We start from the raw sequence: 22,370 nt of genomic DNA on the forward strand, positions 1-22,370 counted from the left end.
GTCGCAAGGGTCACCGGCGCGAACCCGCTACCAGCGGATATCCGGGCCACTATGTTGAAAGATCATTGCCTTCACAATCGGAGGTGCTGTGACGCACTGGCGGCGGCTGTCGGGGCTGGCCTGGCCGCGCTCGCTGGCCGGACAGGCTATCGCGCTGCAGGTCCTGGTGGTCGCGCTGGTGGTGCTGGCCGGCACGGCGCTGGCCCTGCTCGATGCCCGCCGCGACGGCGAGGATGCGGCCCGGCAACAGGTGATCGGCATCGCCACGGCGCTGGCCGATTCCCCCTCGACTGCGGCGGCCATCGAATCCGGCACTGCGACACAGGTTTTACAGCCGGTGACCGAGGCTGTGCGAACCGGCACCAACATCGCGTTCATCACGATCATGGCGCCGGACGGAGTCCGGTTCACCCACACCGATCCCAGCCAGATCGGCGGGCACTACCTGGGCACCGTCGAACCCGCGTTGCGCGGCGAGACATTCAGCGAGGTCTATACCGGGACCCTGGGGCCGTCGGTGCGCGCGATCGCACCGGTGCGTAGCGCCGACGGGCGCATCGTCGGCCTGGTGTCGGCGGGGATCACCCAGCAGACGTTGGGCCAGCGCTGGCGCGCGCAGATTCCCGTGATCGCTGCGGTAACCGCTGCCGCACTGGGGGCTTCGCTGATCGGGGGTTGGGCCATCCGGCGCCGGCTGCTCCGCCAGACCCGGGGTCTGCGGCCCGATGAACTACGGGTCATGTACGACCACCATGACGCGATCCTGCATTCGGTGTCCGAGGGGCTCATCGTGCTCGATCGTGACGGCGTGGCGCTGGCCAATGATGAAGCGCGCCGGCTGCTGGGCCTGGCGGCCGGACCGGTACGTGTGGAGGATCTCCCGGAGTTTCTGCGCAGCGCTGATCCCGGGGTGCGCGACGAGCTGCACGTCACCGCAGACCGGGTGCTGGTGGTCGGCCGGGCCCGCGTCGCGGACTCCGGTTCGGAGGTCGTCACGATCCGGGATCGCACAGAATTACAGGGCGCCCTGGGCGAACTCAGCTCACTACAGGTCCTGGCCGACTCGCTGCGGGCACAGGCACACGAGTCGGCCAACAAGTTGCACACCGTGGTCACCATGGTTGAGATGGGCCGGCCCGAGGAGGCGGTCCGCTTCGCCACCAGTGAGTTGGAGCTGTCGCAGCGGCTCGTGGACCGGTTGTCACTGATCGTCGGGGAACCGGCCCTGGTGGCCCTGCTCCTCGGCAAGACCGCTCAGGCCGACGAACGCGGGATCACCCTGACCGTCACCGAGGACACCCAGTTGTCCACCGACACCGTGCTCTCCGGGCAGGAGATGGTGACGGTGCTGGGAAATCTGATCGACAATGCGATGGATGCCTGTGACCGTGAGGATCCGTGGATCGAGGTCACGGTGACCCAGGACGATCAAGAGTTGTTGATCCGGGTGGCCGACAGCGGCCCCGGTATGGACCCGGACACCTTCGAAAAGGCCATGCAGCGTGGCTATTCCACGAAATCAGCCGACACGGCCGGCCACGGGCTGGGGCTGGCGCTGGTGGCCCAGGTGATCCGCAAGCACGGCGGGACGCTGCGCGCCGACGTCACCTACGGTTCAGTGGTCACCGCAACGGTGCCGCGGCCATGAACGCTTACGCGAAGAGCACAGGGGAACAGATGATCAGCGTCCTCATCGTGGAGGACGATCCATTGATCGCCGAAGCCCATCAGGCCTATCTCGGCCGCCTCGAAGGGTTTTCGGTGTCGGCGGTGGCGCACACCGCCCGCGACGCGATGCGGGCGGCGGCCGCGGCCGCCGCATCCGAGCAACCCATCGATCTGGTGCTGCTGGACATCGGTCTGCCCGACGCCAGCGGCATCTCGTTGGCGTCCGGCCTTTCGGGGCTGCGGCCTGCACCGGACATCATCGCCATCACCTCCGAGCGCGACCTGGAGATGGTGCGCGCGGCGGTGGCCCACGGCGCGCTGACCTATCTGCTCAAGCCCTTCGCGTTCGCGGCATTCCGCGACCGGCTGGAGCGCTACCGCCGCTACCGTTCGGCGCTGCCGTCTGGAACCGATGCCGCCAGCCAGGCTGAAGTCGACCGGGCCTTGGCCGAATTACGCATTGCCACAGACAAATCCACCGCGCCCAAAGGTGCGGCGCCGCAGACCACCGAGGAGATCGCTGCCGCGGTGCGCGACGAGCCTGACGGGTTGACCGCCGATGAGGCGGCCAAACAAGTCGGAGTGTCCCGGGTGACGGCGTGGCGCTACCTCGAGCGTCTGGCCGATGACGGCATCGTCATCCGCACGACGGAGTACGGCAAGGCCGGGCGGCCGCGTACCCGCTATCGGTGGCGCTGAATCAGGCGCCGGCCGCCTGGAGGGCGGGCAACTGGTGCATCTCGACCGCGTCCGCCGAGACCAGCTGCGAGTACAGGGACTCGGCGACGTCGAAGACGTTGACCTGGCCGGCGTAGTCGGCGATGTACAGCCTGGTGCCGCTGTCGGACATGGCGACTGCAGCGGGCTGTGCGTGGACGTCGACGCTGCCCTGGATCTGGCTGGTCAGCGCGCACCACACGATGACGCGGTCGTAGTCGACCACGTAGGCGCGGGTGGCGTCGGAGCTCAGCACCAGCTGGGTCGGCGCCCCGCCGACCTCGACGGCGTCCACCACGGTCCCGGCGGACAGGTCGACGGTGTGCACGACACCGCGATGTTCAAGATCGGAGGTCAGCACGTAGGCGACGCCGTCGCCGATCGCGATGTCGCGGATCGGGGCGCCGATCCACACCGTGGCCTGCGCCTGGGCGGTTTCGGTGTTCACGACGACCAGCCGGCTGCCGCGGAAGTCGGAGGTGGCGACGTACAGGCGCTTGCCGGTCGAGTCGACCTCCAGGGCGTCCAGGTTGACGCCCGCGCCGGTGGCGATGTCGATCGTGCCCACCCGCTCGGCGGTGGTGTCGATGACGGCGATGTCGATGCGCTCCTGGCCGGCGCGGCCGGCGAACACGCGCTTGCCGTCCGGGCTGATGGCCAGGGCGGTGACGCTGAAGGCCAGCGGGTACTCGTTGAGCACGGCGCCGGTGATGGTGTCGACCGTCGCGATCGAGTCATGCCCGGCGGTGGAGACGCTGACGTAGGCACGGTCATCGGCCACGACGACGGCGAAAGGGTCTCCTGCGAGACGGACCGAACCCACCACGCCCATGGTCTGAGGGTTGATCACGGTCAGGCTCTGCGCCGCGGTGTTGGTGACCACCACGGTGTCCCGGTCGGGGTCGACGGCGATGTCGCCGATCGGCCCGCGTCCGACCTCGGCCAGTCCGGCCACGTCGATGTCGTCGAGGGCACCGTCGAATGCGACGCTGCGGGCAGACGTATCGTCGATGGCGCGTTCATTGCGGCCGGGGCGCATCGCTTCAGCGAGCGCGCGCAGAAAGTTGTTTGCCATCGTCATCGGCACCTCCGCCGGCAAGGCTTTCACCGGCTCTAGATTCCAGGTCCATCTGCGCCGGGAGTGGCGCGTTTGCATTGAGTCTAGCGACGAAACCGACAGGTCCTGGACGAGTTCGTAGCGAATACACGGCAGTCGCCGACACTCTCTCAGAATGCGCTTAAGAAATTCTTCGTTATCGACTCGTTACCTTTTGGTCGCATTCGATTAAATGCCTGTTACCAGGGACTTCCCAGCACCGCCTGGACGTGTCGCATTTCACGAGCAGCGGGGCCGTCAATAACAATTCTTACCATCACCGGCAAAAGTGAGCGGTAGATCACATCGCGACACGCCAGCAAACTTTCTTGGGCGTCAACTCGCGGAAGCGGGCAGAGACGCGGGAAATGTGTTACGGCTGTGAAAGATGAGCCGTGCCGGATCGTAAGTTCGCTGCCCACAGCAATGCCCCCGACACCGGTTAGAGCCGCAGCGCGGCGGCGGTGGCCGGACCGACGATGCCGTCGACCTTGAGCCCGCGCGTGCGACGCTGGAACTCCCTGACCGCGGCCTCGGTCTGCGGGCCGAACACACCGTCGACCTCGAGGTCCCCCGCATACGCCGAGTAGGCCGACTTGAGCCGGCTCTGCAAGTGGGCGACCTGAGGGCCTTCCATGGGCCGGAACAGCAGGGTCTCGGTGTACTGACCCTCGGGTACCGGTGGCCGGGGCGTGGGCGCCGGTTTCGCGATATCGCCGATCTGCGCCTGGATGTCCGCGCGCAGGATGTCCATGTCGATGGCGCCCGGATCCCACTTACCTTGCGCGCGGCCCGCATACTCCTTGTGCCCGATGGTGCGCTCAGAAGTCTGGGCCAGCCGGCGATTGATCGCGGCGCAGCACCGCACCAGCGCGAAATACTGTGCGTCAGGCCAGTTCTTGCGATGCGGCGCGGTGGGGCTGGTACCGCTGTTGGCGCACTCGATGCCGATCATGTGCCAATTGCCCATATTCGTCGGCAACCACGGATACATGCCGACACCGGCGTGCCAGGCCACCCCGAGGGCCACCACGGTGACCGTGCCGTCGCGCGCGATATGCAGCTGCGACAACGGGCCGGGAAGATCCGGGCGGCCGCCGGCGATCGACGCGGCGGTTGCCGTGTCCGACCCGGTGTGGTGCACCATCACCCCGCGGATGTCCTTGAAATCGCCGTGCCCCCGCGTCCGCCACCCGGGATACTCGACGAGGTCGATGCCTTCCGCCCGAAGCACATCGGCCAGCCAAACGGGGTCACCGGTCCATTGCCCTGTCTGAGGCACTGAGATTCGTCCTCCCTACGCAGCAAACTGCCTGCGAGAACAAGCCTACGCGGGACCACCGACACCGTCCCGAACACACGAGGGCGGCGAGACAGGTTATGCATCAACTACTTTGCTCGATATCGCCTCACCTGGAACCCGATGCCGGGCGCTGTTCGCGAAAGCACCAATCAGCAAATAGTCGCTCACGGTGCCGGCGGCGCCTTCCATACGCATCTGCGCCCGAATGTGCGAGCATCTGCGCATGGACCCGCAGGACGATCCCGAGGCCCGCATCCGGGAACTCGAGCGCCCACTGGCTGACGCCGCTCGCACCTCGGAACTCGGGACCGGCGCCTCCGCCGCTCCGCCACCGACCCAGCCCTGGACGCAGGCGAACAGCTTCCCGCCACCGCCCCAGGGACCACCCGCACCGTGGCCGGGCTATGAACCGTATCCGGCACCGCCGCAACCGCCGCGCAGCACGGGCAGCACGCACCTGTTCCTGGTGTTCGGCGGATTCGTGCTGGCCCTGGTGGTCGGCGGCCTCGTGACGGCCTATCTCATGGTCAATAAGACCGACGCAGGAGACACCGACGCCGGCACGGTCACCGACAGCCAGTCGACGACCATCCGGCAGACCACGATCAGCGGCGTGCCACTGCCCGGATCCGTTGCACCGACACAGGTTCCGGCAGGAGAGACGGTGATCGTCTCAGGGATCAACGAGCACCGGACCGTCGAATGCCGGGAAAACACCGTGATCGTCAGCGGCATCCAGAACGAGCTGGAGATCACCGGCCACTGCATTGCCGTGACCGTGTCGGGCGTCGAGAACGTCATCACCGTCGAATCCGTCGAGACCATCGGGGTATCCGGATTCGACAACCGGGTCACCTACCGCACCGGGCAACCCGACGTGTCGAACTCCGGTGAGTCCAACGTGGTCGAACAGGGCTAGCCGCTACAGCACCTTCGACAGAAACTCTTGCAGCCGAGGGTGTTTGGGGCTGTCGAACACCTCGGACGGAGTGTCGTCCTCGACGATGTTGCCGTCTGCCATGAAGATCACCCGGGAGGCCACCTCTCGGGCGAAACCCATCTCGTGGGTGACGACGACCATCGTCATGCCGCCCTCGGCCAGGTCCCGCAGCACCTGCAGTACATCGCCGACCATCTCTGGATCCAAGGCGCTGGTGGCCTCGTCGAACAACATGATCGAGGGGTTCATCGCCAGCGCCCGGGCGATCGCGACACGCTGCTTCTGGCCGCCGGACAATGTGGCAGGCTTGACGTTGGCCTTCTCCGCCAGGCCCACCTGGGTCAGCAACTCCATCGCCCGCTTCTCTGCGGCGGCCTTGTCCATCTTCTTGGTCAGCAGCGGCGCCAGCGTCACATTGTCGATCACCGTCATGTGCGGGAACAGGTTGAAGTGCTGGAACACCATACCGATGTGTTGACGGACCTTGTCCAGGTTCACTTTTCTGTCGGTGAGGTCGAATCCATCGACGGTGACCTTGCCCGCGGTGATGTCCTCCAACTTGTTGAGGCACCGCAGGAAGGTGGACTTACCGGACCCCGACGGTCCGATGACGCAGACCACCTCGCCCTTGCTGACCGTGGTGTCGATGCCGTCAAGCACGACCAGATCGCCGAATGACTTCTTGAGGCCCTCAATGCGGATCTTGACGGTGCCCTCGGGCTCGGCGGCCGCGGCTTCCGGTACCAGCTGGGTCATTTCACCATCCTCTTTTCGAGCCGGTCGGAGAGTTTCGTCAGCGCCATGATGACGATGAAGTAGATGATGCCGATGATCAGCCACATGGTGAACGACTGGTAGTTGCGCGCGATGATCAGTCGTCCGGTCTGCGTCAACTCGGCGATGCCGATCACCGACAGGATCGAGGTGTCCTTGAGGGTGATGACGAACTGGTTGACGTACGACGGGATCATGGTGCGAACCGCCTGCGGCAGAATGACTTTGCGCATCGTCGGCAGATATCCGATACCGAGGCTGCGGGCTGCCTCCATCTGCCCCTTGTCCACCGCCTGGATTCCGCCGCGGACGATCTCGGTCATGTAGGCGCCGGCGTTGAGCGACAGCGTGATGATGCCCGCCGTCAGCGCCGTCATCTGGAACCCCAGCGCGGTCGGGATACCGAAGTAGATGAAGAAGGCCTGCACCAGAAGTGGTGTGCCACGGAAGATGTCGACATACGTGGTGCCGATGGCCCGCAGCACGATCGACCGCGATACCCGGAAGAGACCGAAGATGACGCCGAGTACCAGGGCGATGGCGATCGACACCACCGTCAGGATGATCGTCATCTTCAGACCGGCCATCAGGAACGGGAAGGTGCTCTTGACCAGACCGACGAACGAGTTGTCGGCCTCGGCGGCACCCTCACCGAGGTACTTCTCGACGATCTGGTCGTAGCGCCCGGAATCCTTGAGTTCCTTGAGACCCGCGTTGAACTTGCTCAGCAGTTCGGCGTTGCGGCCCTTGTTCACCGCGAAGCCGTAGCTGGAGCCCTTCTCCTTCGGCGTCACGGTCTTGAACCCGTTGCCCTGTTGGATGCCGTAGGCGAGCACCGGGTAGTCCTCGAAGACGGCCACGGAGTTACCCGTCTTGACTTCCTCGAACATCGACGCGGAATCAGCGAACGAGACGATCTGGAATCCGTACTTGTCCTTGATCGACTCGGCGAACTCGGCGCCCTGGGTGCCGTTCTTGACCGCGACCCGCTTGCCCTTGAGGTCGGCGTAGGACTTGATGTCCTCGTTGCCGGCCAGCACGGCCATCTGCACGCCGGATTCGAAATAGGGGTCGGAGAAGTCGAAGACCTTCTTGCGCTCATCGGTGATCGACATGCCGGCGATCACCCCGTCGGCCTGATTGGCCTGAACTGCCTGGAGCGCGGCGTCGAAGCCCAGCGGTTTGATCGTGATGTTGAACTTCTGGTTCGCCGCGATCTCGTTGATGAGATCGATGTCGATGCCGACGAATTTGCCGTCCACGTCCTGGAATTCGAACGGCGCAAAGGTAATGTCGGTGGCGACAATATAGGTCTCACCGTCGGCGACGGCGCGGGCCGGGGCCAGCATCGCGGCCCCGAACAGGCCGACCAGCAACGCCACGACGGCGGCCATCAGCCGTTGCGGGGACCGGATGACTCCGGCGATGCCCTCGCCCGACGCGGATTCGGCTCTCATCGTCCACTCTCCTATCCAGGTAGAAACGACGAGTCCCCACGCTATCGTCGCGACACCGATTAGGGCGGTATTTCCGAGGGTCCGAGAGGCAGCACCGGCTCAGCCGCTGGAGTCGAAGTCGGCCGGGACTGACGCCGAGGGCACGACCGCGAACTCCTCGGCATGGTCGGTGTCGGCCGGCGCAGGTCTGGAGGTACTTGTGGCCCTGGGCCGTGGTCAGGCTGTCACTTGCATGTAATACGGGGCCGGCGATCCTCAGCAAGCGGTAGCCGAGCGGTAGCCGAACGAAGGACGGGTCCTGGATCGCATTGTTCAGGGTCAGGTAATGCGATCGCAGCAGAGCGTCGGCCCGTTCCTCACTGTGTCGCTGACACTTGCCGAAATCTGGCCGAATACACGGCGTTTCACTGTTGATCGATCCGCGGTGCGGATACCGCAGCCCAGTCCGCTTGCGCCATAGCGATTCTGATGGTCAGGGCGTTGTCGAGCACACAAAGCGCGTCGCGCTTCTGTTGTTGTTGCGCACTCATCGGCCCCCCCCTGTCATCCCCCGTTAACCACAGCTTTACCGATCGGTGAGCGCGCCGCCAACCCGAGGATCCATCCAATTGCACTGCGCGGGAACAAGATAGTTGCGCAGGAAAGGTCCGACCCGTCGCGCCATCAGCCAGTGGCAAACTGCGTGTCCGCCTTTACAAATCACTCAACCTGTCCACCTCGCAGCCTCGGGAAGCCCGGCTGTAAATGGATGTTCGGTCCGAGACGTCACATAAAGAGGTAGTGCACTACGCGTGAGGAATGGATATGGGCGGCCGTATGTTTTCTGCATGAGAGCGCTGGAAAGTACGGCGCTTGGTCCAGAGGAAGTTTCGACATGAGCGTTTTCCATCCGGTTTCCGTGGTCAAGCGCGAAGCCTCACGACAGAACGCACCGGTCCTGCATTCACACGAACCGGTGCTCATCACCGAACAGCAGGTGCTGTTCAGTACCGCCGCAGCAGCGGGCACGCCCACCCATCACAACGTCGTGGCGATGGTGTCACATGCGGTGTCGTCGGTGGCAGAACACTGGCATGCCCGCGCTAACCGGCGGCGCGCCACCTACTACCCGCCACGGTGCAGCTATCTCGAGCACAGCCTGATGGCTCGGGAGATGGATCGACTCTGACCGCCCCGGGTCAGCCGGCCAGCGCGACCGGCGCGACCACCTCGGAGTACCGCGACGCGTCGCCGGCGATGGTCCGGCTGCGTCGGCCGTGGACATCGACCGGGACATCTCCGGCCAGGGTGATCCGGCTCAGCCGGCGGTACTGGTCGTCGTAGTCGGCCACCGCGTAGTGCTGGGTGGCCCGGTTGTCCCAGATCGCCAGGTCTCCGGGCTCCCAGCTCCAACGAATCGTGTTCTCCAACTTGATGACCCGATCTTGGAGTAGCCGGAACACGGTGGCCGACTCGGCGGGGCCGAGGCCGACGAACTGTTTGATGAAGTGCCCCAGCAGTAGTACCCGCTTACCGGTCTCGGGATGGACCCGCACCACGGGGTGCTCGGTTTCGTAGTACTCCGACACGAATTCCTCGCGGTATTGCCGCTCGGCGTCGGCGAGAACCGGGCGCCCTTCGTCGTCGAACCGGTCTCCGGTGGCGTAGTCGTACTGGTTGGTGTGCACCGCCCACAGGTTCTCGACCAGCGCGCGGAGCGGCCCGGGCAGCGCGTCGTAGGCCGCCTCGGTCGATGCCCATGTCGTGGTCCCGCCGTAGTTCGGCAGCGTCACCGCCCTGAGCAACGAGGCTTTCGGGATGCGGTCGACGAACGTCACATCGGTGTGCCAACTGTTGGCCTTGTCATACCGCGAGTCGATGGGCAGGATCCGCTCGCCGCGCGAGGTGACGGTCGGGTGCGCTCTCGTCGGGGTACCGAGCAGCCGCGCGAAAGCCAACTGACCGTCGTCGTCGAGATGGTGTTGCCCGCGGAAGAAGATGACCTTGTGCTCGAGAAGGGCATCGTTGATCGCCGACGCCGTGGCCGGGTCAAGAGTGCCGCTGACGTCGATTCCATCGATGCGAGCCCCGATGTGGGCACCTAGCTTCACTACACGTAGGGAGGACACCCCGTCACCATCGGCAACAGGGCGCCTGAGCACCACAGTTGCGCTCACCACGAGCGCAACGAGCCGCGAAGGTCAGTCGATCCGGATGACGTAGGTGCCGTCGTCGTCGCGCTCGATCTGTCCGTCGAGGGCGTTGATCCACACCGGGGTGTCGCGTCGCGAACCGAGGAACGCGCTCTGCACGGAGCCCCCGGGCTGCAGGTCGACGTTCCACTCGTCGTCCTGGGCGACGATGGTGAGGATCTCCTCGCCATTGGCGCGACGGATCGATATCAGCTGACCGTTGGAGTCCAGATCCTCCAGGTCCGCATCGTCGTCATCGAGGTACCCATCAAGCTCGGCGTCATCGAAGATCTCGGCGTCCGAACCTCTGACATCGTCATGCACGCCGACGACTGTACTCAGCATCACGTCCACCGATGCAGACCCCGGCGGATTGAACCGCTAACGTGCATCCGACGTTTACAGGCTATTCGCCCGGGGAACAAGATGTCCCGCTGTGGCGTTGGCGAGAAACATTGGTCTTGAACTTAGGAGGATCATTTATGGCTACCGATTACGACGCCCCGCGCGTCAAGGAGACCGACGAGCCCGCTGAGGAGTCGCTGGAACAGCTGGCCACGCGGCGCACCGCAGCCGACACGGCAGTCATCGACGAGGACGAGGTGGTCGACTCCTTCGACCTGCCCGACGCCGATATCTCCGGCGAGGAACTGAGCGTGCGGGTCATCCCCAAGCAGGCTGACGAGTTCACCTGTTCGAGCTGTTTCCTGGTGCAGCACCGCAACCGGATGGCCTTGCAGAAGGGCGACCAGCAGCTCTGCGTCGACTGCGTCTGACGCAGTCGACGATTCAAGGCCCGACGGCCGTCGCGCTCAGCGACAGCAGTTCGGGTCGAGCACGGTGCACAACGCGACGAGTGAGTCCCGGCGCGGGCGGTGGTAGACGTTCATGCCGCGCCGTTCGGACTCCACCATCCCGGCCCGCCGCAACTGTGACAGGTGGTGGCTGACCGTTGATTCGGCCAGGCCGACCGCAGCCGCCAGATCACACCCACAGACTTCTCCGGCCTCGGCGCTGAACAACAGCGACACGAGCTTGACCCGCACGGGGTCGGCCAGCGCTTTCAGCCGCAGCGCAATCTCCAGCGCCCCGTCGTCATCGATCGGGCCGGCCGCCACAGGTGAGCAGCAGACCGGTTCAGAGGTGTCGACCACCGGCAACGCCTTGGGCATGCAGCCATTCTGCCAGAGGATATTGACATACGTCGAAGAGGTGGCATCATCAATGCCGTCCGAATAATTCGACATATGTCGCAGAGGTTGGGAGCCTGTCATGTCCCGCGCACAACTCGCCTTGAACGTCGACGATCTCGACGAGGCCATCACGTTCTACTCGAAGCTGTTCAACACGGCACCGGCGAAGGTCAAGCCGGGCTACGCCAACTTCGCCATCACCGCTCCCCCGCTGAAGTTGGTGCTGATCGAAAACCCCGGACACGGCGGAACACTCAACCATCTCGGTATCGAGGTCGAGTCCAGCGACCAGGTGCACGCAGAGATCGCCCGCCTCACGGACGAAGGCCTGTTCACCGAGGAGGAGATCGGCACCACCTGTTGCTTCGCCACCCAGGACAAGGTGTGGGTGAGCGGTCCCGCCGGCGAAAAGTGGGAGGTCTACACAGTTCTCGCCGACTCGGAATCCTTCGGCACCAACTCGCCTGCACTCGATGCCGCTGCCGCCGAGAGCGGGTGCTGCACATCGAGCGCACCCGAGACATCAGCGTGAACCCACCCGCTTCAACCAGACTTTCCACCCTGGATCGGCTGCTGCCCGTCTGGATCGCCGCGGCGATGGCCGGCGGCCTGCTGCTGGGCAGGCTTGTTCCCGGGGTCAACAACGCTCTGAATCGCGTTCAGGTCGACGGCATCTCGCTCCCGATCGCGCTGGGCCTGCTGATCATGATGTACCCGGTCCTGGCCAAGGTGCGCTACGACCGCCTCGACCGCGTGACCGGTGATCGCAAGCTGCTGATCAGCTCGCTGATCCTCAACTGGGTGCTGGGTCCCGCCCTGATGTTCGCGCTGGCCTGGCTCTTTCTGCCCGATCTGCCCGAGTACCGGACAGGTCTGATCATCGTCGGGCTGGCCCGGTGCATCGCCATGGTCATCATCTGGAACGACCTGGCCTGCGGCGACCGCGAGGCCGCCGCGGTGCTGGTCGCCCTCAATTCGATCTTTCAAGTGCTCATGTTCGCCGTACTCGGCTGGTTCTACCTGTCGGTGCTTCCCGGCTGGCTCGGCCTTGAGCAGGCCCGCATCGACACATCGCCGTGGCAGATCGCCAAGTCGGTACTGATCTTCCTGGGTATCCCACTGCTGGCCGGCTATCTGTCGCGCCGCATCGGTGAATCCGCAAAGGGCAGGGACTGGTACGAATCGACGTTCCTGCCGCGTATCGGCCCTTGGGCCCTGTACGGCCTGCTGTTCACCATCGTCGTGCTGTTTGCACTCCAGGGCGACCAGATCGCCACCCGCCCGTGGGACGTCGCTCGCATCGCGGTGCCGCTGCTGGCGTACTTCGCGATCATGTGGGGTGGCGGCTACGCACTGGGAGCAATCCTGGGGCTCGGCTACGAGCGCACCACCACCCTCGCGTTCACGGCCGCGGGCAACAACTTCGAACTGGCCATCGCGGTGGCAATCGCGACGTACGGCGCAACATCCGGCCAAGCCCTGGCAGGTGTGGTCGGCCCGCTGATCGAAGTGCCCGTCTTGGTGGCGCTGGTCTACGTGTCACTGGCGTTGCGACGCCGGTTCACCCAGGCGACTGCCACCCCGGCACCGATACCGGGCAGCCGATGACCTCACAGCAGCACCGGCCCAGCGTGTTGTTCCTCTGCACGCACAATGCCGGCCGGTCCCAGATGGCGATGGGCTTTTTCACCCACCTCGCCGGGGACCGGGCATCCGTGTTCTCGGGAGGCTCGGAGCCGGCGGACAAGGTCAACGCGGCGGCCGTGGCGGCGATGGCCGAAGTCGGTATCGACATCGCACACGAACAACCTCGGCGATGGACCGACGACATCGTCGAGGCGGCCGACGTCGTCGTCACGATGGGATGCGGGGATACCTGCCCGTACTTCCCCGGCAAGCGCTACGAGAACTGGGAATTGGCCGATCCGGCCGGCCTCGGGGTCGAAGCGGTCCGTCCGATTCGCGACGACATCGAGCGGCGCGTTCGCGTTCTACTCGTCGAACTCGGACTCGGCCCCGCCCACTGATTCTCCGGTGCCCGGCGGCGGTGGTCGCCTACCGTGACGAGCATGACTGAAGCCGCCATTCGACAGCGCATCGCCGATGGTGTGAATGCGATCCGTGCGCGCGACCTCGACACGCTCACCGCCCTGTATGCACCCGACGTCGTGTCCTTCGACATCGGGGCACCGCTGCGCTACGCCGGAGACGACAACAAGCGACGGGCCTGGCAGGAAGTCTTCACCGCGTACACCGGCCCGATCGGCTACGACGTGCACGAGTTGACCGTCACCACCGAGGGTGACCTCGCGTTCGTGCACAGCCTCAACCATGTCCGCGGCACCCTGTCCAGTGGCCGCGACATCGACATGTGGGTGCGGTGGACAGCGTGCCTGCGTTGCGTCGACGGCGTCTGGATGGTCACCCATGACCATGTCTCGGTGCCCGCCGACCTCGAATACGGCAAGGCTGTCCTGAATCTGACGCCGTGATCCCCCCGAACCGCCATCAACTGGAAGCATGAGGACATGAGAACCCTGATCACCCCACGCCACCTGGTCATCTCCGCTTGGTCCGCGGTCGCCGTGGTGGCAGCGGCGACTGCGGTCGCCGCAGTTCCCGCTCCGTCGAGCGTGCTGGCGGCCTGCCCGAACGGCGAGGACCCCGATACCTACACCGGCACCTGTGTGCCCTACCTGGTGCCGAACTCACGGAACCTCCCCAGCAGCAACAACCTGTGCCCGCCCGGAGTCAGTGGCACTGAATGCGGTTCGGCAGAGGTCCAGGCCACTCCCACTGCGCCGGTCGCACCGACGGGCCCTGAGCAGGCACTCGAAGACGTGAGCACGCCCGACTTCTGACGGCCGGTCATCAGCCCGGCCGGTGGGGAGGTATTCCGATGTCGAACATGACAACCGGATCCCACTGGGAGATCCAGCTCGAAAATGACTGGTTCCGTGTGACTCGGTGGACGATCGATCCGGGTGGCGCCATCCCGATGCACCGGCACGACTACGAGTACGTGGTTGTCCCGGTGGTCACCGGCACCATGCACGTCGTCACTGCCGACGGCATCGAGATCGTCGCGGAACTCGTAGCCGGACAAAGCTATTCACGACCGGCAGGCTCCGAGCACACCGTCGAGAATCGCGGTGACCGCGACCCGATCATCTTCGTCGAAGTGGAACGTCTGGCCTGACGTCGAGGCGATACCGGATCGCCAGTACGCAAAGCCGGCTGCCGCAGGAGGTGCACATGGTCAGCGTCACTGCCCCGTTATGGGTAGGCCTGCTGATCGGTGCCGCATTCAGTGTGCCCGCCTCGATCTGGGGAATAGGCAACCCGGAAACGATCATCCGGACTGCCAGGCTGGTTGATCGGCTCCTCCTCGGCTGCTTTCTGTTTGTCACCGCGATCGGTTCGGTATTGCTGTATGGGCTTTACGCGCTGGGATTCTCGATGCACTTCTCACCGAGGCCGACGTACTTGATCGGCGTCACCGTCGGCGGGATCATGTTCGGCGCCGGAGCAGCGGTGAGCGGCTACTTTCCCGGCACTGAAATGATCGCCCTCGGGGAGGGGCGCCGAGACGTCCTGGCAGCGCTGCCCGGCGGACTTCTCGGCGCCGCCGCGTGGACCGCGCTGTACCAGACCGATGTAGGCCGCTGGCTGGTGCACACCGCAGACCTCGGTGACCTGGTTGCTACCGGGAACATCGCCGATATCCGACCCATCCCCATGCTCGCAATCGCAATCGCTTACGCGGCAGCCGCGTTGACGCTGTTGTATTACTTGCCGCGATATGCAGGGGGCAGGCACAGTTGTTTTCAGCACCTACGCACGACCACCGCCCCGGTCGATGAACATGATCGGGCCTTTGCCGCGGATACCTCCGCCTACCTCGCCGAAGGTGCAACCGCGCCGGCCTGGACCACCCTGCTTTCCCCGCGGGCCTCACAGCGGGCGCCAAGCACGACATTCTTCGCACGGACCACCGCCATGGCGGCCACGTTCGTCGCCGCGCTCGTGGTTCTGTCGCTGTTCCTTCGTCAGCCCTTCGGCATGTCGACCACCTACTCCTGGGTGGTGGGGCACCTTTTCATGGCGGGCTTCGACTACAGCCGACAGGTCTTCGCCACGATCGGCTGGGAGCCCCTTGTGGTTCTCGGCGTCCTGCTCGGATCTCTGTTCTCGGCACTGTTCATCACGGGTCGCTTCAATGCGTTCCGCCCCGTCGTACCGCCCTCATGGCGCAACCGATTCGGCCCCAGCCGCGCCAGGCGGGCAGCGGCATGCTTTGCGGGATCCTTTTTCGTGATCTTCGGGGCCCGGATGGCCGGTGGATGCACCAGCGGGCACACCCTCAGCGGCGGTATCCAGTTGGCGGTCAGTGCATGGCTTTTTACTGCGGCTTTGCTCGGTGGGATGCTGCTCACCGCCCGCTTCGTCTACGGCCATTGCAGCTGGCAGGTCGAGCCGGCGAAGCCCGAGCTGTAAAGGCCGTCTCGATCACGAGATGTCGGCGAGCGTTCTTGCGGGTTTGCCGACAGCACCACTCCTGCTGGGAGAAGTTCCCCCGAATCGGGGGACGACGTGAGCTCCCCGCGCCCATAATCTCGGTGCCATGGCGAACAACGGAAACAATGATTGGACCCAACCAGCAGCTCTTGCCATCCCCAAGGAGGGCTACTTCGAACTGACCCGGGGGCGCTATGGCCCGGTGTTTCCCCGCACCCCCGCCTGCTACGGCTTCAACATCATCGCCAAGGTGAAGGAGGGCCGCGAGGACGCGATCCGCGCCTACGGCAAGCAGCTCGAAGCGGCGGTCGCCGCGCAGCCCGACGTGCTGGCCCCGCTGAAGCTGCATTACCTGCGGTGGAATCTGTTCGACGTCGGCTCCGGTCTGCATTTCCAGTACCAGGGCATCTTCGACACCGACTTCGACAAGTACACCGAGGACGCCGTCAAATTGTTCAGCTCGACGGGCATCACCACCGCCTTCGTCAACCTTGAGGGCTTCCCGGAGGACTGGAAGACGAACCCCGAGGCGTTCATCATGTTCGTTCGCAACCACCAGGTGCCCAGCTTCCTGGAGTATGGCGAATACCCGTACGTCACGTCCGAGGAGGTCAAGAAGGCGTTGCGGCTCAAGGCCGCGTTCTCCGAGATGCTGGACCAAATGCAATGACCGATCTCGAATTCGACGATATCCAGCACATCATGCTGACCGGGACACCCCACTTGACCGGTCGGTACGAGTTCCTGTCCTTCGACACCCCCGAAGCAGGGCAAGCCTGGCTGGCCGAGATGGTGCCCCTCGTGCAGTCGGCCACCGATGTCCGCGAGACGGTCAACGTGTTCAAGCGTTGGGTCAACCTGGCCTTCACCTGGAACGGGTTGCGCGCATTGGGCCTGGACGAGGAGACGCTGGCGACATTCCCGGACGAGTTCCGGGAGGGCATGGCGTCGCGGGCCGACATCCTCGGGGACACCGGGGCGGCCGCACCCGAACACTGGGTGGGCGAGCTGGCGAGCGACGATCTGCACGCGATCGTGATCCTGTTCGCCCGGGACGAGGAGGAACGCCTGCGGTGCGTCGGCGAACACGACGCACTGCTGGCCCGCTGCCCGGGGGTGCGGTCACTGTCGCATCTGGATCTGGCCGCCACCGCACCGTTCGAGTACGACCACGATCACTTCGGGTACCGCGATCCGGTGTCCCAGCCGCAGATGAAGGGTTCCGGTGAGGTGTTGCTGCCCGGCTCGGGCGGGGCGCTGGCAGCGGGCGAGTTCATCCTCGGCTATCCGGACGAAGAGGGGTTGGTCGCGAACCAGCCCACCCCCGAGGTGCTTTCGCGCAACGGCAGCTTCATGGCGTACCGCCGGCTGGAGGAACATGTCGGGGTCTTCCGCGACTACCTGAAGCAGAATGCCGAGGGCGCCGAGGGCGAGGAGCTGCTGGCCGCCAAGTTCATGGGCCGGTGGCGCAGCGGTGCACCGTTGGTGCTCGCACCCGAACATGACGATCCGGAACTGGGTGCGGATCCGATGCGTAACAACGATTTCGATTACGGAACGATGGATCCGCACGGCTATGCCTGCCCGATCGGCGCCCATGCCCGCAGGCTGAACCCACGCGATACCGAGCCGAATCCGAATCGGCGCAGGATGATCCGGCGCAGCGGTACCTACGGGGCGGCGTTGCCCGCAGGCGTCCCAGACGACGGCGTCGAACGCGGTATCGGGATGTTCCTGATCTGCGCCAGCCTGGTCCGTCAGTTCGAGTTCGCCCAGAACGTCTGGATCAACGACGCATCGTTCCAAGATTTGGGCAACGAACACGACCCCATCTGCGGCACGCAGGACGGCACGCTGGACTTCAAGATTCCGAAGCGGCCGATCCGCAAGGTACACAAGGGGTTACCGGCATTCACGACGCTGCGCGGCGGGGCGTACTTCTTCCTGCCCGGCCTGAGCGCACTGCGTTACCTCACAGACCTCAAACACTAGGAGACACCATGGCTACACAGTCATACGCCCGCACCTACAACCAGGCCCACATCGCCCGGCCGCGCAACGGCAAACGACGCGTCAGCATCTACTGGTCGTGGAGCTACCCGTGGGAGGTCCAGCGCGACCCCGCGGAGCTGTACAACCGGTTCTCCACGGTCACCGAGGTGCGCCTAGCCACCTGGCCGGCCTACGAGACGCCCGAGTACAGCCCCAAGGAGTTCCTGCAGGGCATCGACGGAACGTTGGAACTGTTCCACCGCTCGTCCTTGGCCTTCCAGGACGTCGCCGGCGAAGCGACCGGGCATCCGGTCGCGGTGTTCCAGCGGGTCGATCAGGCCGGGTACCGGCTGCCGATCGACGAACGCATTCTGGACGACACCGACACCCTGATGATCTTCGGCCTGGACCACCTGCTCGGCGACGAGGCCGCGACCGAAGAAGAGATCGCCGCGATCCAGCAGTGGCTGAAGCGCGAAGGCACCTGCCTGATGCTGGCACCGCATCACGACGTCGGGTTCATCGACGACAAAGAGCAGCAGCAGATGGAGTACCTGCACCACGGTGATCCGCTGACACCGCGGATCCAGCGCTTCAGCGGCTACGCCCGGTCGCTGCTGACCGGACTGAACATCCCGGTGCACAACACCTGGGGCCTGCGTCCGGCCACGGTCGAGGGCACCAGACAGATTGTGCCGCTTACCACTTTCCGCGATCTGGATTCCGCAGGCCTGCTGCGCGACGTCAGCACGCTGGCCTTGCATCCGCACCTGCCGCACTACGAGCTGACCGCGCCCGAGGGGCCGGACCTGCGGGTGTTGGGCCGGCAACCGATCGACATGACCCGGCCGCACCCGTTCACCCTGGCAGGTAACACCGAGTTCAACGCCATCGTCCACATGCCGCCCTCGGGTGACCGCGCCGGTGACATCGTGCTGGTCGACTCAACCCATTTCACGACACTGTTCGGCGCCAGTGACAGCCTGAAGTCCTTCTGGCGCAACCTGGTGACGATGGCCTGATGGGGGCCGGCATGAATGACCTGCTGCTGCGGGGCTCGAATATCGCCGTCGTCTTCTTCGTCGTATCGAGCACCCTGGCAGTCGGTCTGGGCTTGACTGTCGGCCAGATCCTGGCCCCGCTCAAGAACATTCGCCTGGTTGCACTGTCCCTCGCAGCGAACTTCGTGCTGGCGCCGCTGGCCGCGTTAGGGCTGTGGCGGGTGTTCGATCTGGACGACCCCCTCGGGATCGGGCTGCTGTTGTGCGGGCTCGCGGCCGGCGCACCGTTCCTGATCAAGCTCGCCGAGTTCGCGAAGGCCGACATGGCCTTCGCGGTGGGCTTGATGGTGCTGCTGATGGTTGTCACCGTGGGCTATGTGCCGCTGATCCTGCCGATCTTCGTCTCGGGCGCCGCAGTCAACCCCGCCCAGATCGCGATATCGCTCGTGGTGCTGATGCTCATTCCGCTGGCCGCGGGCCTGCTGCTGCGGGCCCGCGGTCCCGGGGTGGCCGCCCGCCTCCAGCCCGTGATCGCGAAGATCTCCACCGTCAGCATGATTCTCGTGATCATGTTCACGATCGCCGCCCATTTCAACAGTGTGCTATCGGTTTTCGGCACGTTCGGCATCCTGGCGGCCGTCATATACACGGTGATCTGTGGCGGGATCGGTTGGCTCATGGGCGGTCCCGGAACACGGGAGGTGCTGGCGCTGGGAACCGCTCAGCGCAACGCCGCAGCGGCGTTCGTCGTGGCCGGGCAGAACTTCGATGATCCGAAGGTGGTCGTGATGATCACCGTGGTGTTGATCGCCGAATTTCTGATGCTGTTGCCGTTCTCGCGGCGGCTCGCGCGCTCTCGCTGAGCAGCCCGAGCCGGTCGGCCTCGGCCACCGCGGCGGCGCGGGAGGAGACACCGAGCTTGCGGTAGATCGCCTTGGCCTGACTCTTCACGGTTTCCCGGCCCAGGATCAGCTCACCTGCGATGCGCTGCAGTGACAGGTGGGTGGCCAGGTAAGGCAACAGTCTGAGCTCGGCCGTCGTCAGCGACGGCCGAGCACCACCGGCCGCACGGGCCGCCGACAAGGTCCGGATCTGGTCCAGCCATTGCCCGACGCCGACGGCCTCAGGTTCACGCCGATGGGCACGTTGCGCCGCGCCCAGGTGACGGTCGCACAGGTCGGTGTCATCGATCTCGACAGCTGCGCCCGCCACCAGCACATGGGCCATGAGGGCGGTGCGGGCGGACAGATCGCCCAGGCGGTCGAGGAGCCGCTCGGTCGCGCGGGCGGCCGAGCGCGCTCCGGCCACGTCGCCGCGCCGGGCCCGGACCAGCGCGTCGACCGCGTAGACCACCACGATCGGGACCATGTCGGACAAGTCGCGTGAGTCGACGATCGAGCGCGCGGCATTGGTGTGTGAGATGGCGGCGGACAGGTCGCCGTCGCCGAGGTCCAATGCGGCGAGATGTGCCAGCACGGCGGCCTGGAATCCGGGGAGGTCTTCGATCACCGGCAACGCAGATTCCAGGGTGGCCCGGGCCTGCTCGGATTCCCCGAGCATGGCCAGGGCCGTACCTTTCATCGTGGTGGCCGCACCCCACCATGGGTTGACCAGGTGATCACCTGCACCACAGACAGTTTCCGCAAACCGGATCACCTCCCCCACGCCGCCGATTCCGATCAGGGAACCGATCAGCGCCGCGGCCACCTCCACCGACGGTGTGCCGTCGGAGAGCGGTTTACCGGAGTCGGCCGCGCTCGCGGTCAGCAACGATCGCTGGATCAATTCGGCATCACCGGTCATCACACCCAGCCAGGCCCGCGCGATCGCGGCGTCGGGGTAGTCGGTGAAGGTCTGCTCATCGATCAGGCTGAGCCGCCGGGCCAGGACGCCGACCCGGCCGTCGAAGCCCAACCGCACCGCGTCCATCACCACCAGCGCGGCGGCCTGCGCACGGTCCTCGGCGGCCAGCGCCTGGGTCAAGGCGCCGTCGACGTCACCGGCGTGGGCCAGCCGGTCCGCGGCCCTCGCCGCCAACTCCCGGAACCGGTCCGGATCCCGATCGCGCAGTCGTGCGCGCAACAGATCACCGAACAATTGGTGATACCGGTACCAGACACCTTGGGTATCAAGGGAAACCAGAAACATGTTGCCCGAGTGGGTGATTGCCTCGAGCATCGCGGCCGAATCGGTGCGCCCCAGCAGCGCGTCGAGTTCGTCGGCACAAAAGCGGTCCAGGACAGCTGATTCCGCCAGAAACGTGGCGGTGTCGGGATCGAGCTGACTGAGCACTTCCTCGACCAGATAGTCGGCCAGCAGCCGGTGCCGACCGGTAACTGCCTCAGCGGGCGCGCCATCGCGCAGCGCCAGTGCCGCCATCACCACACCGGCCGCCCAGCCTTCACATTTGTCGAGAACCCGTGTGACCGTGGCCTTGTCCATACCGGCACCGAGGGCCGCGAATGCGGCCGCACCTTCGGATCCGGACAGCTTCAGCTCGGGAACTCCGATCTCGCTGACATAGCCCTGCAGTCGGCGTCGCGCCAGATCGAGCGCGGGAATCTGCCGGCCGACCAGTACCAGCGTCGTCGAATTCGGGGCCAGGTCCACCACTGCGCGCAGGGCGTCGACGGCTGCGCTCGCCGACAACTCGTGAACGTCGTCGAGCACCAGAACGACAGGCCCACAGCTTTCGAGCGCCCGGACGAATGCCGACACCAGTTGGCTTTCGACGCGGCCCGCGCCCTGCAGGTAGTCCAGCACCGTCGGGTCGATGGGCTTGACCTGGTTCAGTGCCGTGGCCAGGTGCAACAGCAGGTGCGCGGGGTCGTTGTCGAGATTGTCGAGCCGCGCCCACGCGAACGAACGCTGATCGGCGTCGTCCCACTGCTCCACCACGGTGGTCTTCCCGTATCCCGCGGGGGCGGCAACCACGACCAGACCGGTGCGATCCTGCAGTACACGGGTCACTCCCGGGCGGGGAACACCGGCGCGTGCGGTTGCCGGTCGTCCGACTGTCGCCACCGGAATGTGCGCCGGCCAGGATCGTGCTACCACTTGGGCATTTTAGGTCAGGGGCGTCAGTGCGCAGCTTTCCGCACGACGCGTGCGGGCGCGGAGCGTCAAGTATCTTGACGGGCTACGACAGCGACGGATTCAGAAAGACATACAGCGCAACGATTTTCCCGTCCCGGGCCAGGATGACGTCCAACCCGGTGTACTCCGGCTCCTCTCCCTTGGGGCCTGAACCCCACGCAAGGATGCCCGCATTCGCGAGAACCTGCGGCTCACCGCGGTGGGTGTACACGAAATCCGGATGCGTTGCCCGCAGGTCGCCGGCAAACTTGTCCACCGCGTCGCGGCCCGCGAAGGCGCCGTCCGGTGAGTAGACGACGCAGTCGTCGGAATAGAGATCGTCGACTGCGGCGCGCCGGCGGCGGGCGTCCCCTTCCCCGAATACCTCGGGGAGATTGCGGGTGAGCAGTTCCAGAGTCCGTTCGTTCGCAGTCATGCCCAATTAAACGGACTGCAGTCCTATTC

23 protein-coding genes and 1 pseudogene are annotated in these 22,370 nt (G+C 65.3%); 15 read left to right on the forward strand and 9 right to left on the reverse strand.

Going from position 1 to position 22,370, the window contains the following annotated elements; translation table 11 throughout:
• The first annotated feature begins 88 nt into the window (after positions 1–88).
• Together EYZ64_RS24925 and EYZ64_RS24930 are read left to right on the forward strand one after the other, a co-directional pair.
• On the forward strand, positions 89–1,648 hold the full coding sequence (locus tag EYZ64_RS24925) for a sensor histidine kinase (protein ID WP_135457669.1): 1,560 nt from the start codon (positions 89–91) through the stop codon (positions 1,646–1,648).
• 29 nt (positions 1,649–1,677) lie between these two features.
• Positions 1,678–2,367: a response regulator gene (locus EYZ64_RS24930; RefSeq protein WP_135460233.1), complete on the forward strand. Its 690-nt coding sequence runs from the start codon at positions 1,678–1,680 to the stop codon at positions 2,365–2,367.
• Position 2,368: 1 nt separating this feature from the next.
• On the opposite strand, the gene EYZ64_RS24935 is transcribed toward EYZ64_RS24930, so the two are convergent.
• Together EYZ64_RS24935 and EYZ64_RS24940 are read right to left on the reverse strand one after the other, a co-directional pair.
• The gene (locus EYZ64_RS24935) at positions 2,369–3,466 is read right to left on the reverse strand and encodes an MmpL3/TtfA transport complex stabilizer (protein WP_286175119.1); all 1,098 of its coding nucleotides are present in this window, start codon (positions 3,464–3,466) and stop codon (positions 2,369–2,371) included.
• A gap of 457 nt (positions 3,467–3,923) precedes the next feature.
• The gene (locus EYZ64_RS24940; RefSeq protein ID WP_135457671.1) at positions 3,924–4,763 is read right to left on the reverse strand and encodes a peptidoglycan recognition protein family protein; all 840 of its coding nucleotides are present in this window, start codon (positions 4,761–4,763) and stop codon (positions 3,924–3,926) included.
• A 244-nt stretch (positions 4,764–5,007) separates the two neighbouring features.
• Here EYZ64_RS24940 and EYZ64_RS24945 point away from each other — a divergent pair, with 244 nt between their 5' ends.
• Positions 5,008–5,703 carry a DUF3060 domain-containing protein gene (locus tag EYZ64_RS24945; protein WP_210115572.1) on the forward strand — a complete coding sequence of 232 codons (696 nt, stop codon included), beginning with the start codon at positions 5,008–5,010 and terminating at the stop codon, positions 5,701–5,703.
• 3 nt (positions 5,704–5,706) lie between these two features.
• Here EYZ64_RS24945 and EYZ64_RS24950 read toward each other — a convergent pair whose 3' ends face one another.
• Positions 5,707–6,480: an amino acid ABC transporter ATP-binding protein gene (locus EYZ64_RS24950; protein WP_090427717.1), complete on the reverse strand. Its 774-nt coding sequence runs from the start codon at positions 6,478–6,480 to the stop codon at positions 5,707–5,709.
• Entirely contained in the window at positions 6,477–7,892 is a 1,416-nt protein-coding gene (locus tag EYZ64_RS24955; protein ID WP_135460235.1) for an amino acid ABC transporter substrate-binding protein/permease, read from the reverse strand. The genes EYZ64_RS24950 and EYZ64_RS24955 overlap by 4 nt, the downstream gene beginning before the upstream one ends.
• A gap of 937 nt (positions 7,893–8,829) precedes the next feature.
• On the opposite strand from EYZ64_RS24955, the gene EYZ64_RS24960 reads away from it, so the two are divergent.
• On the forward strand, positions 8,830–9,123 hold the full coding sequence (locus EYZ64_RS24960) for a hypothetical protein (protein ID WP_135457676.1): 294 nt from the start codon (positions 8,830–8,832) through the stop codon (positions 9,121–9,123).
• A 10-nt stretch (positions 9,124–9,133) separates the two neighbouring features.
• Here EYZ64_RS24960 and EYZ64_RS24965 read toward each other — a convergent pair whose 3' ends face one another.
• Together EYZ64_RS24965 and EYZ64_RS24970 are read right to left on the reverse strand one after the other, a co-directional pair.
• A complete protein-coding gene (locus EYZ64_RS24965; RefSeq protein WP_135457678.1) occupies positions 9,134–10,063 on the reverse strand; it encodes a TauD/TfdA dioxygenase family protein in 930 nt (309 codons plus the stop codon).
• Positions 10,064–10,135: 72 nt separating this feature from the next.
• Entirely contained in the window at positions 10,136–10,471 is a 336-nt protein-coding gene (locus tag EYZ64_RS24970) for a hypothetical protein (RefSeq protein ID WP_135457680.1), read from the reverse strand.
• A 137-nt stretch (positions 10,472–10,608) separates the two neighbouring features.
• On the opposite strand from EYZ64_RS24970, the gene EYZ64_RS24975 reads away from it, so the two are divergent.
• Positions 10,609–10,902, forward strand: coding sequence for a DUF4193 domain-containing protein (locus tag EYZ64_RS24975; RefSeq protein WP_135457682.1), 294 nt, complete (start codon positions 10,609–10,611; stop codon positions 10,900–10,902).
• A 36-nt stretch (positions 10,903–10,938) separates the two neighbouring features.
• Here the strand turns inward: EYZ64_RS24975 and EYZ64_RS24980 are convergent, their stop codons facing one another.
• Positions 10,939–11,298 (reverse strand): Rv2640c family ArsR-like transcriptional regulator, encoded by a 360-nt coding sequence (locus EYZ64_RS24980; protein WP_044519995.1) that lies wholly within the window; start codon positions 11,296–11,298, stop codon positions 10,939–10,941.
• Between the two features lie 100 nt (positions 11,299–11,398).
• On the opposite strand from EYZ64_RS24980, the gene EYZ64_RS24985 reads away from it, so the two are divergent.
• The 10 genes and pseudogenes from EYZ64_RS24985 (at position 11,399) to EYZ64_RS25035 (ending at position 19,693) form a co-directional block, all read left to right on the forward strand.
• A complete protein-coding gene (locus tag EYZ64_RS24985) occupies positions 11,399–11,851 on the forward strand; it encodes an ArsI/CadI family heavy metal resistance metalloenzyme (RefSeq protein WP_135457684.1) in 453 nt (150 codons plus the stop codon).
• Positions 11,824–13,346 (forward strand): annotated as a pseudogene (arsB, locus tag EYZ64_RS24990) (ACR3 family arsenite efflux transporter). The gene EYZ64_RS24985 and the pseudogene arsB overlap by 28 nt, the downstream one beginning before the upstream one ends.
• Before the next feature lie 42 nt (positions 13,347–13,388).
• Complete coding sequence (locus EYZ64_RS25000; protein WP_135457689.1) at positions 13,389–13,811, forward strand: YybH family protein; 423 nt, start codon at positions 13,389–13,391, stop codon at positions 13,809–13,811.
• A gap of 36 nt (positions 13,812–13,847) precedes the next feature.
• Positions 13,848–14,180, forward strand: a complete 333-nt coding sequence (locus tag EYZ64_RS25005) for a hypothetical protein (RefSeq protein ID WP_135457691.1) — start codon at positions 13,848–13,850, stop codon at positions 14,178–14,180.
• Between the two features lie 47 nt (positions 14,181–14,227).
• Positions 14,228–14,518 carry a cupin domain-containing protein gene (locus EYZ64_RS25010; protein ID WP_135457693.1) on the forward strand — a complete coding sequence of 97 codons (291 nt, stop codon included), beginning with the start codon at positions 14,228–14,230 and terminating at the stop codon, positions 14,516–14,518.
• Positions 14,519–14,574: 56 nt separating this feature from the next.
• Positions 14,575–15,816, forward strand: a complete 1,242-nt coding sequence (locus EYZ64_RS25015; protein ID WP_135457695.1) for a YeeE/YedE thiosulfate transporter family protein — start codon at positions 14,575–14,577, stop codon at positions 15,814–15,816.
• A gap of 127 nt (positions 15,817–15,943) precedes the next feature.
• On the forward strand, positions 15,944–16,507 hold the full coding sequence (locus EYZ64_RS25020) for a hypothetical protein (RefSeq protein WP_135457697.1): 564 nt from the start codon (positions 15,944–15,946) through the stop codon (positions 16,505–16,507).
• Positions 16,504–17,829, forward strand: coding sequence for a Dyp-type peroxidase (locus EYZ64_RS25025; protein ID WP_135457700.1), 1,326 nt, complete (start codon positions 16,504–16,506; stop codon positions 17,827–17,829). The genes EYZ64_RS25020 and EYZ64_RS25025 overlap by 4 nt, the downstream gene beginning before the upstream one ends.
• Positions 17,830–17,837: 8 nt before the next feature.
• Positions 17,838–18,851, forward strand: a complete 1,014-nt coding sequence (locus EYZ64_RS25030; RefSeq protein WP_135457701.1) for a hypothetical protein — start codon at positions 17,838–17,840, stop codon at positions 18,849–18,851.
• On the forward strand, positions 18,851–19,693 hold the full coding sequence (locus tag EYZ64_RS25035) for a bile acid:sodium symporter family protein (protein WP_286175120.1): 843 nt from the start codon (positions 18,851–18,853) through the stop codon (positions 19,691–19,693). Before EYZ64_RS25030 ends, EYZ64_RS25035 begins: the two co-directional genes overlap by 1 nt.
• Here EYZ64_RS25035 and EYZ64_RS25040 read toward each other — a convergent pair.
• Both EYZ64_RS25040 and EYZ64_RS25045 read right to left on the reverse strand, forming a co-directional pair.
• The gene (locus tag EYZ64_RS25040; protein WP_135457703.1) at positions 19,623–21,887 is read right to left on the reverse strand and encodes a winged helix-turn-helix domain-containing protein; all 2,265 of its coding nucleotides are present in this window, start codon (positions 21,885–21,887) and stop codon (positions 19,623–19,625) included. The genes EYZ64_RS25035 and EYZ64_RS25040 overlap by 71 nt on opposite strands.
• A gap of 82 nt (positions 21,888–21,969) precedes the next feature.
• A complete protein-coding gene (locus tag EYZ64_RS25045; RefSeq protein ID WP_135457705.1) occupies positions 21,970–22,341 on the reverse strand; it encodes a nuclear transport factor 2 family protein in 372 nt (123 codons plus the stop codon).
• Positions 22,342–22,370: the final 29 nt, after the last annotated feature.

Source organism: Mycobacterium sp. DL99, from assembly GCF_004762045.1.
Lineage (GTDB): Bacteria > Actinomycetota > Actinomycetes > Mycobacteriales > Mycobacteriaceae > Mycobacterium.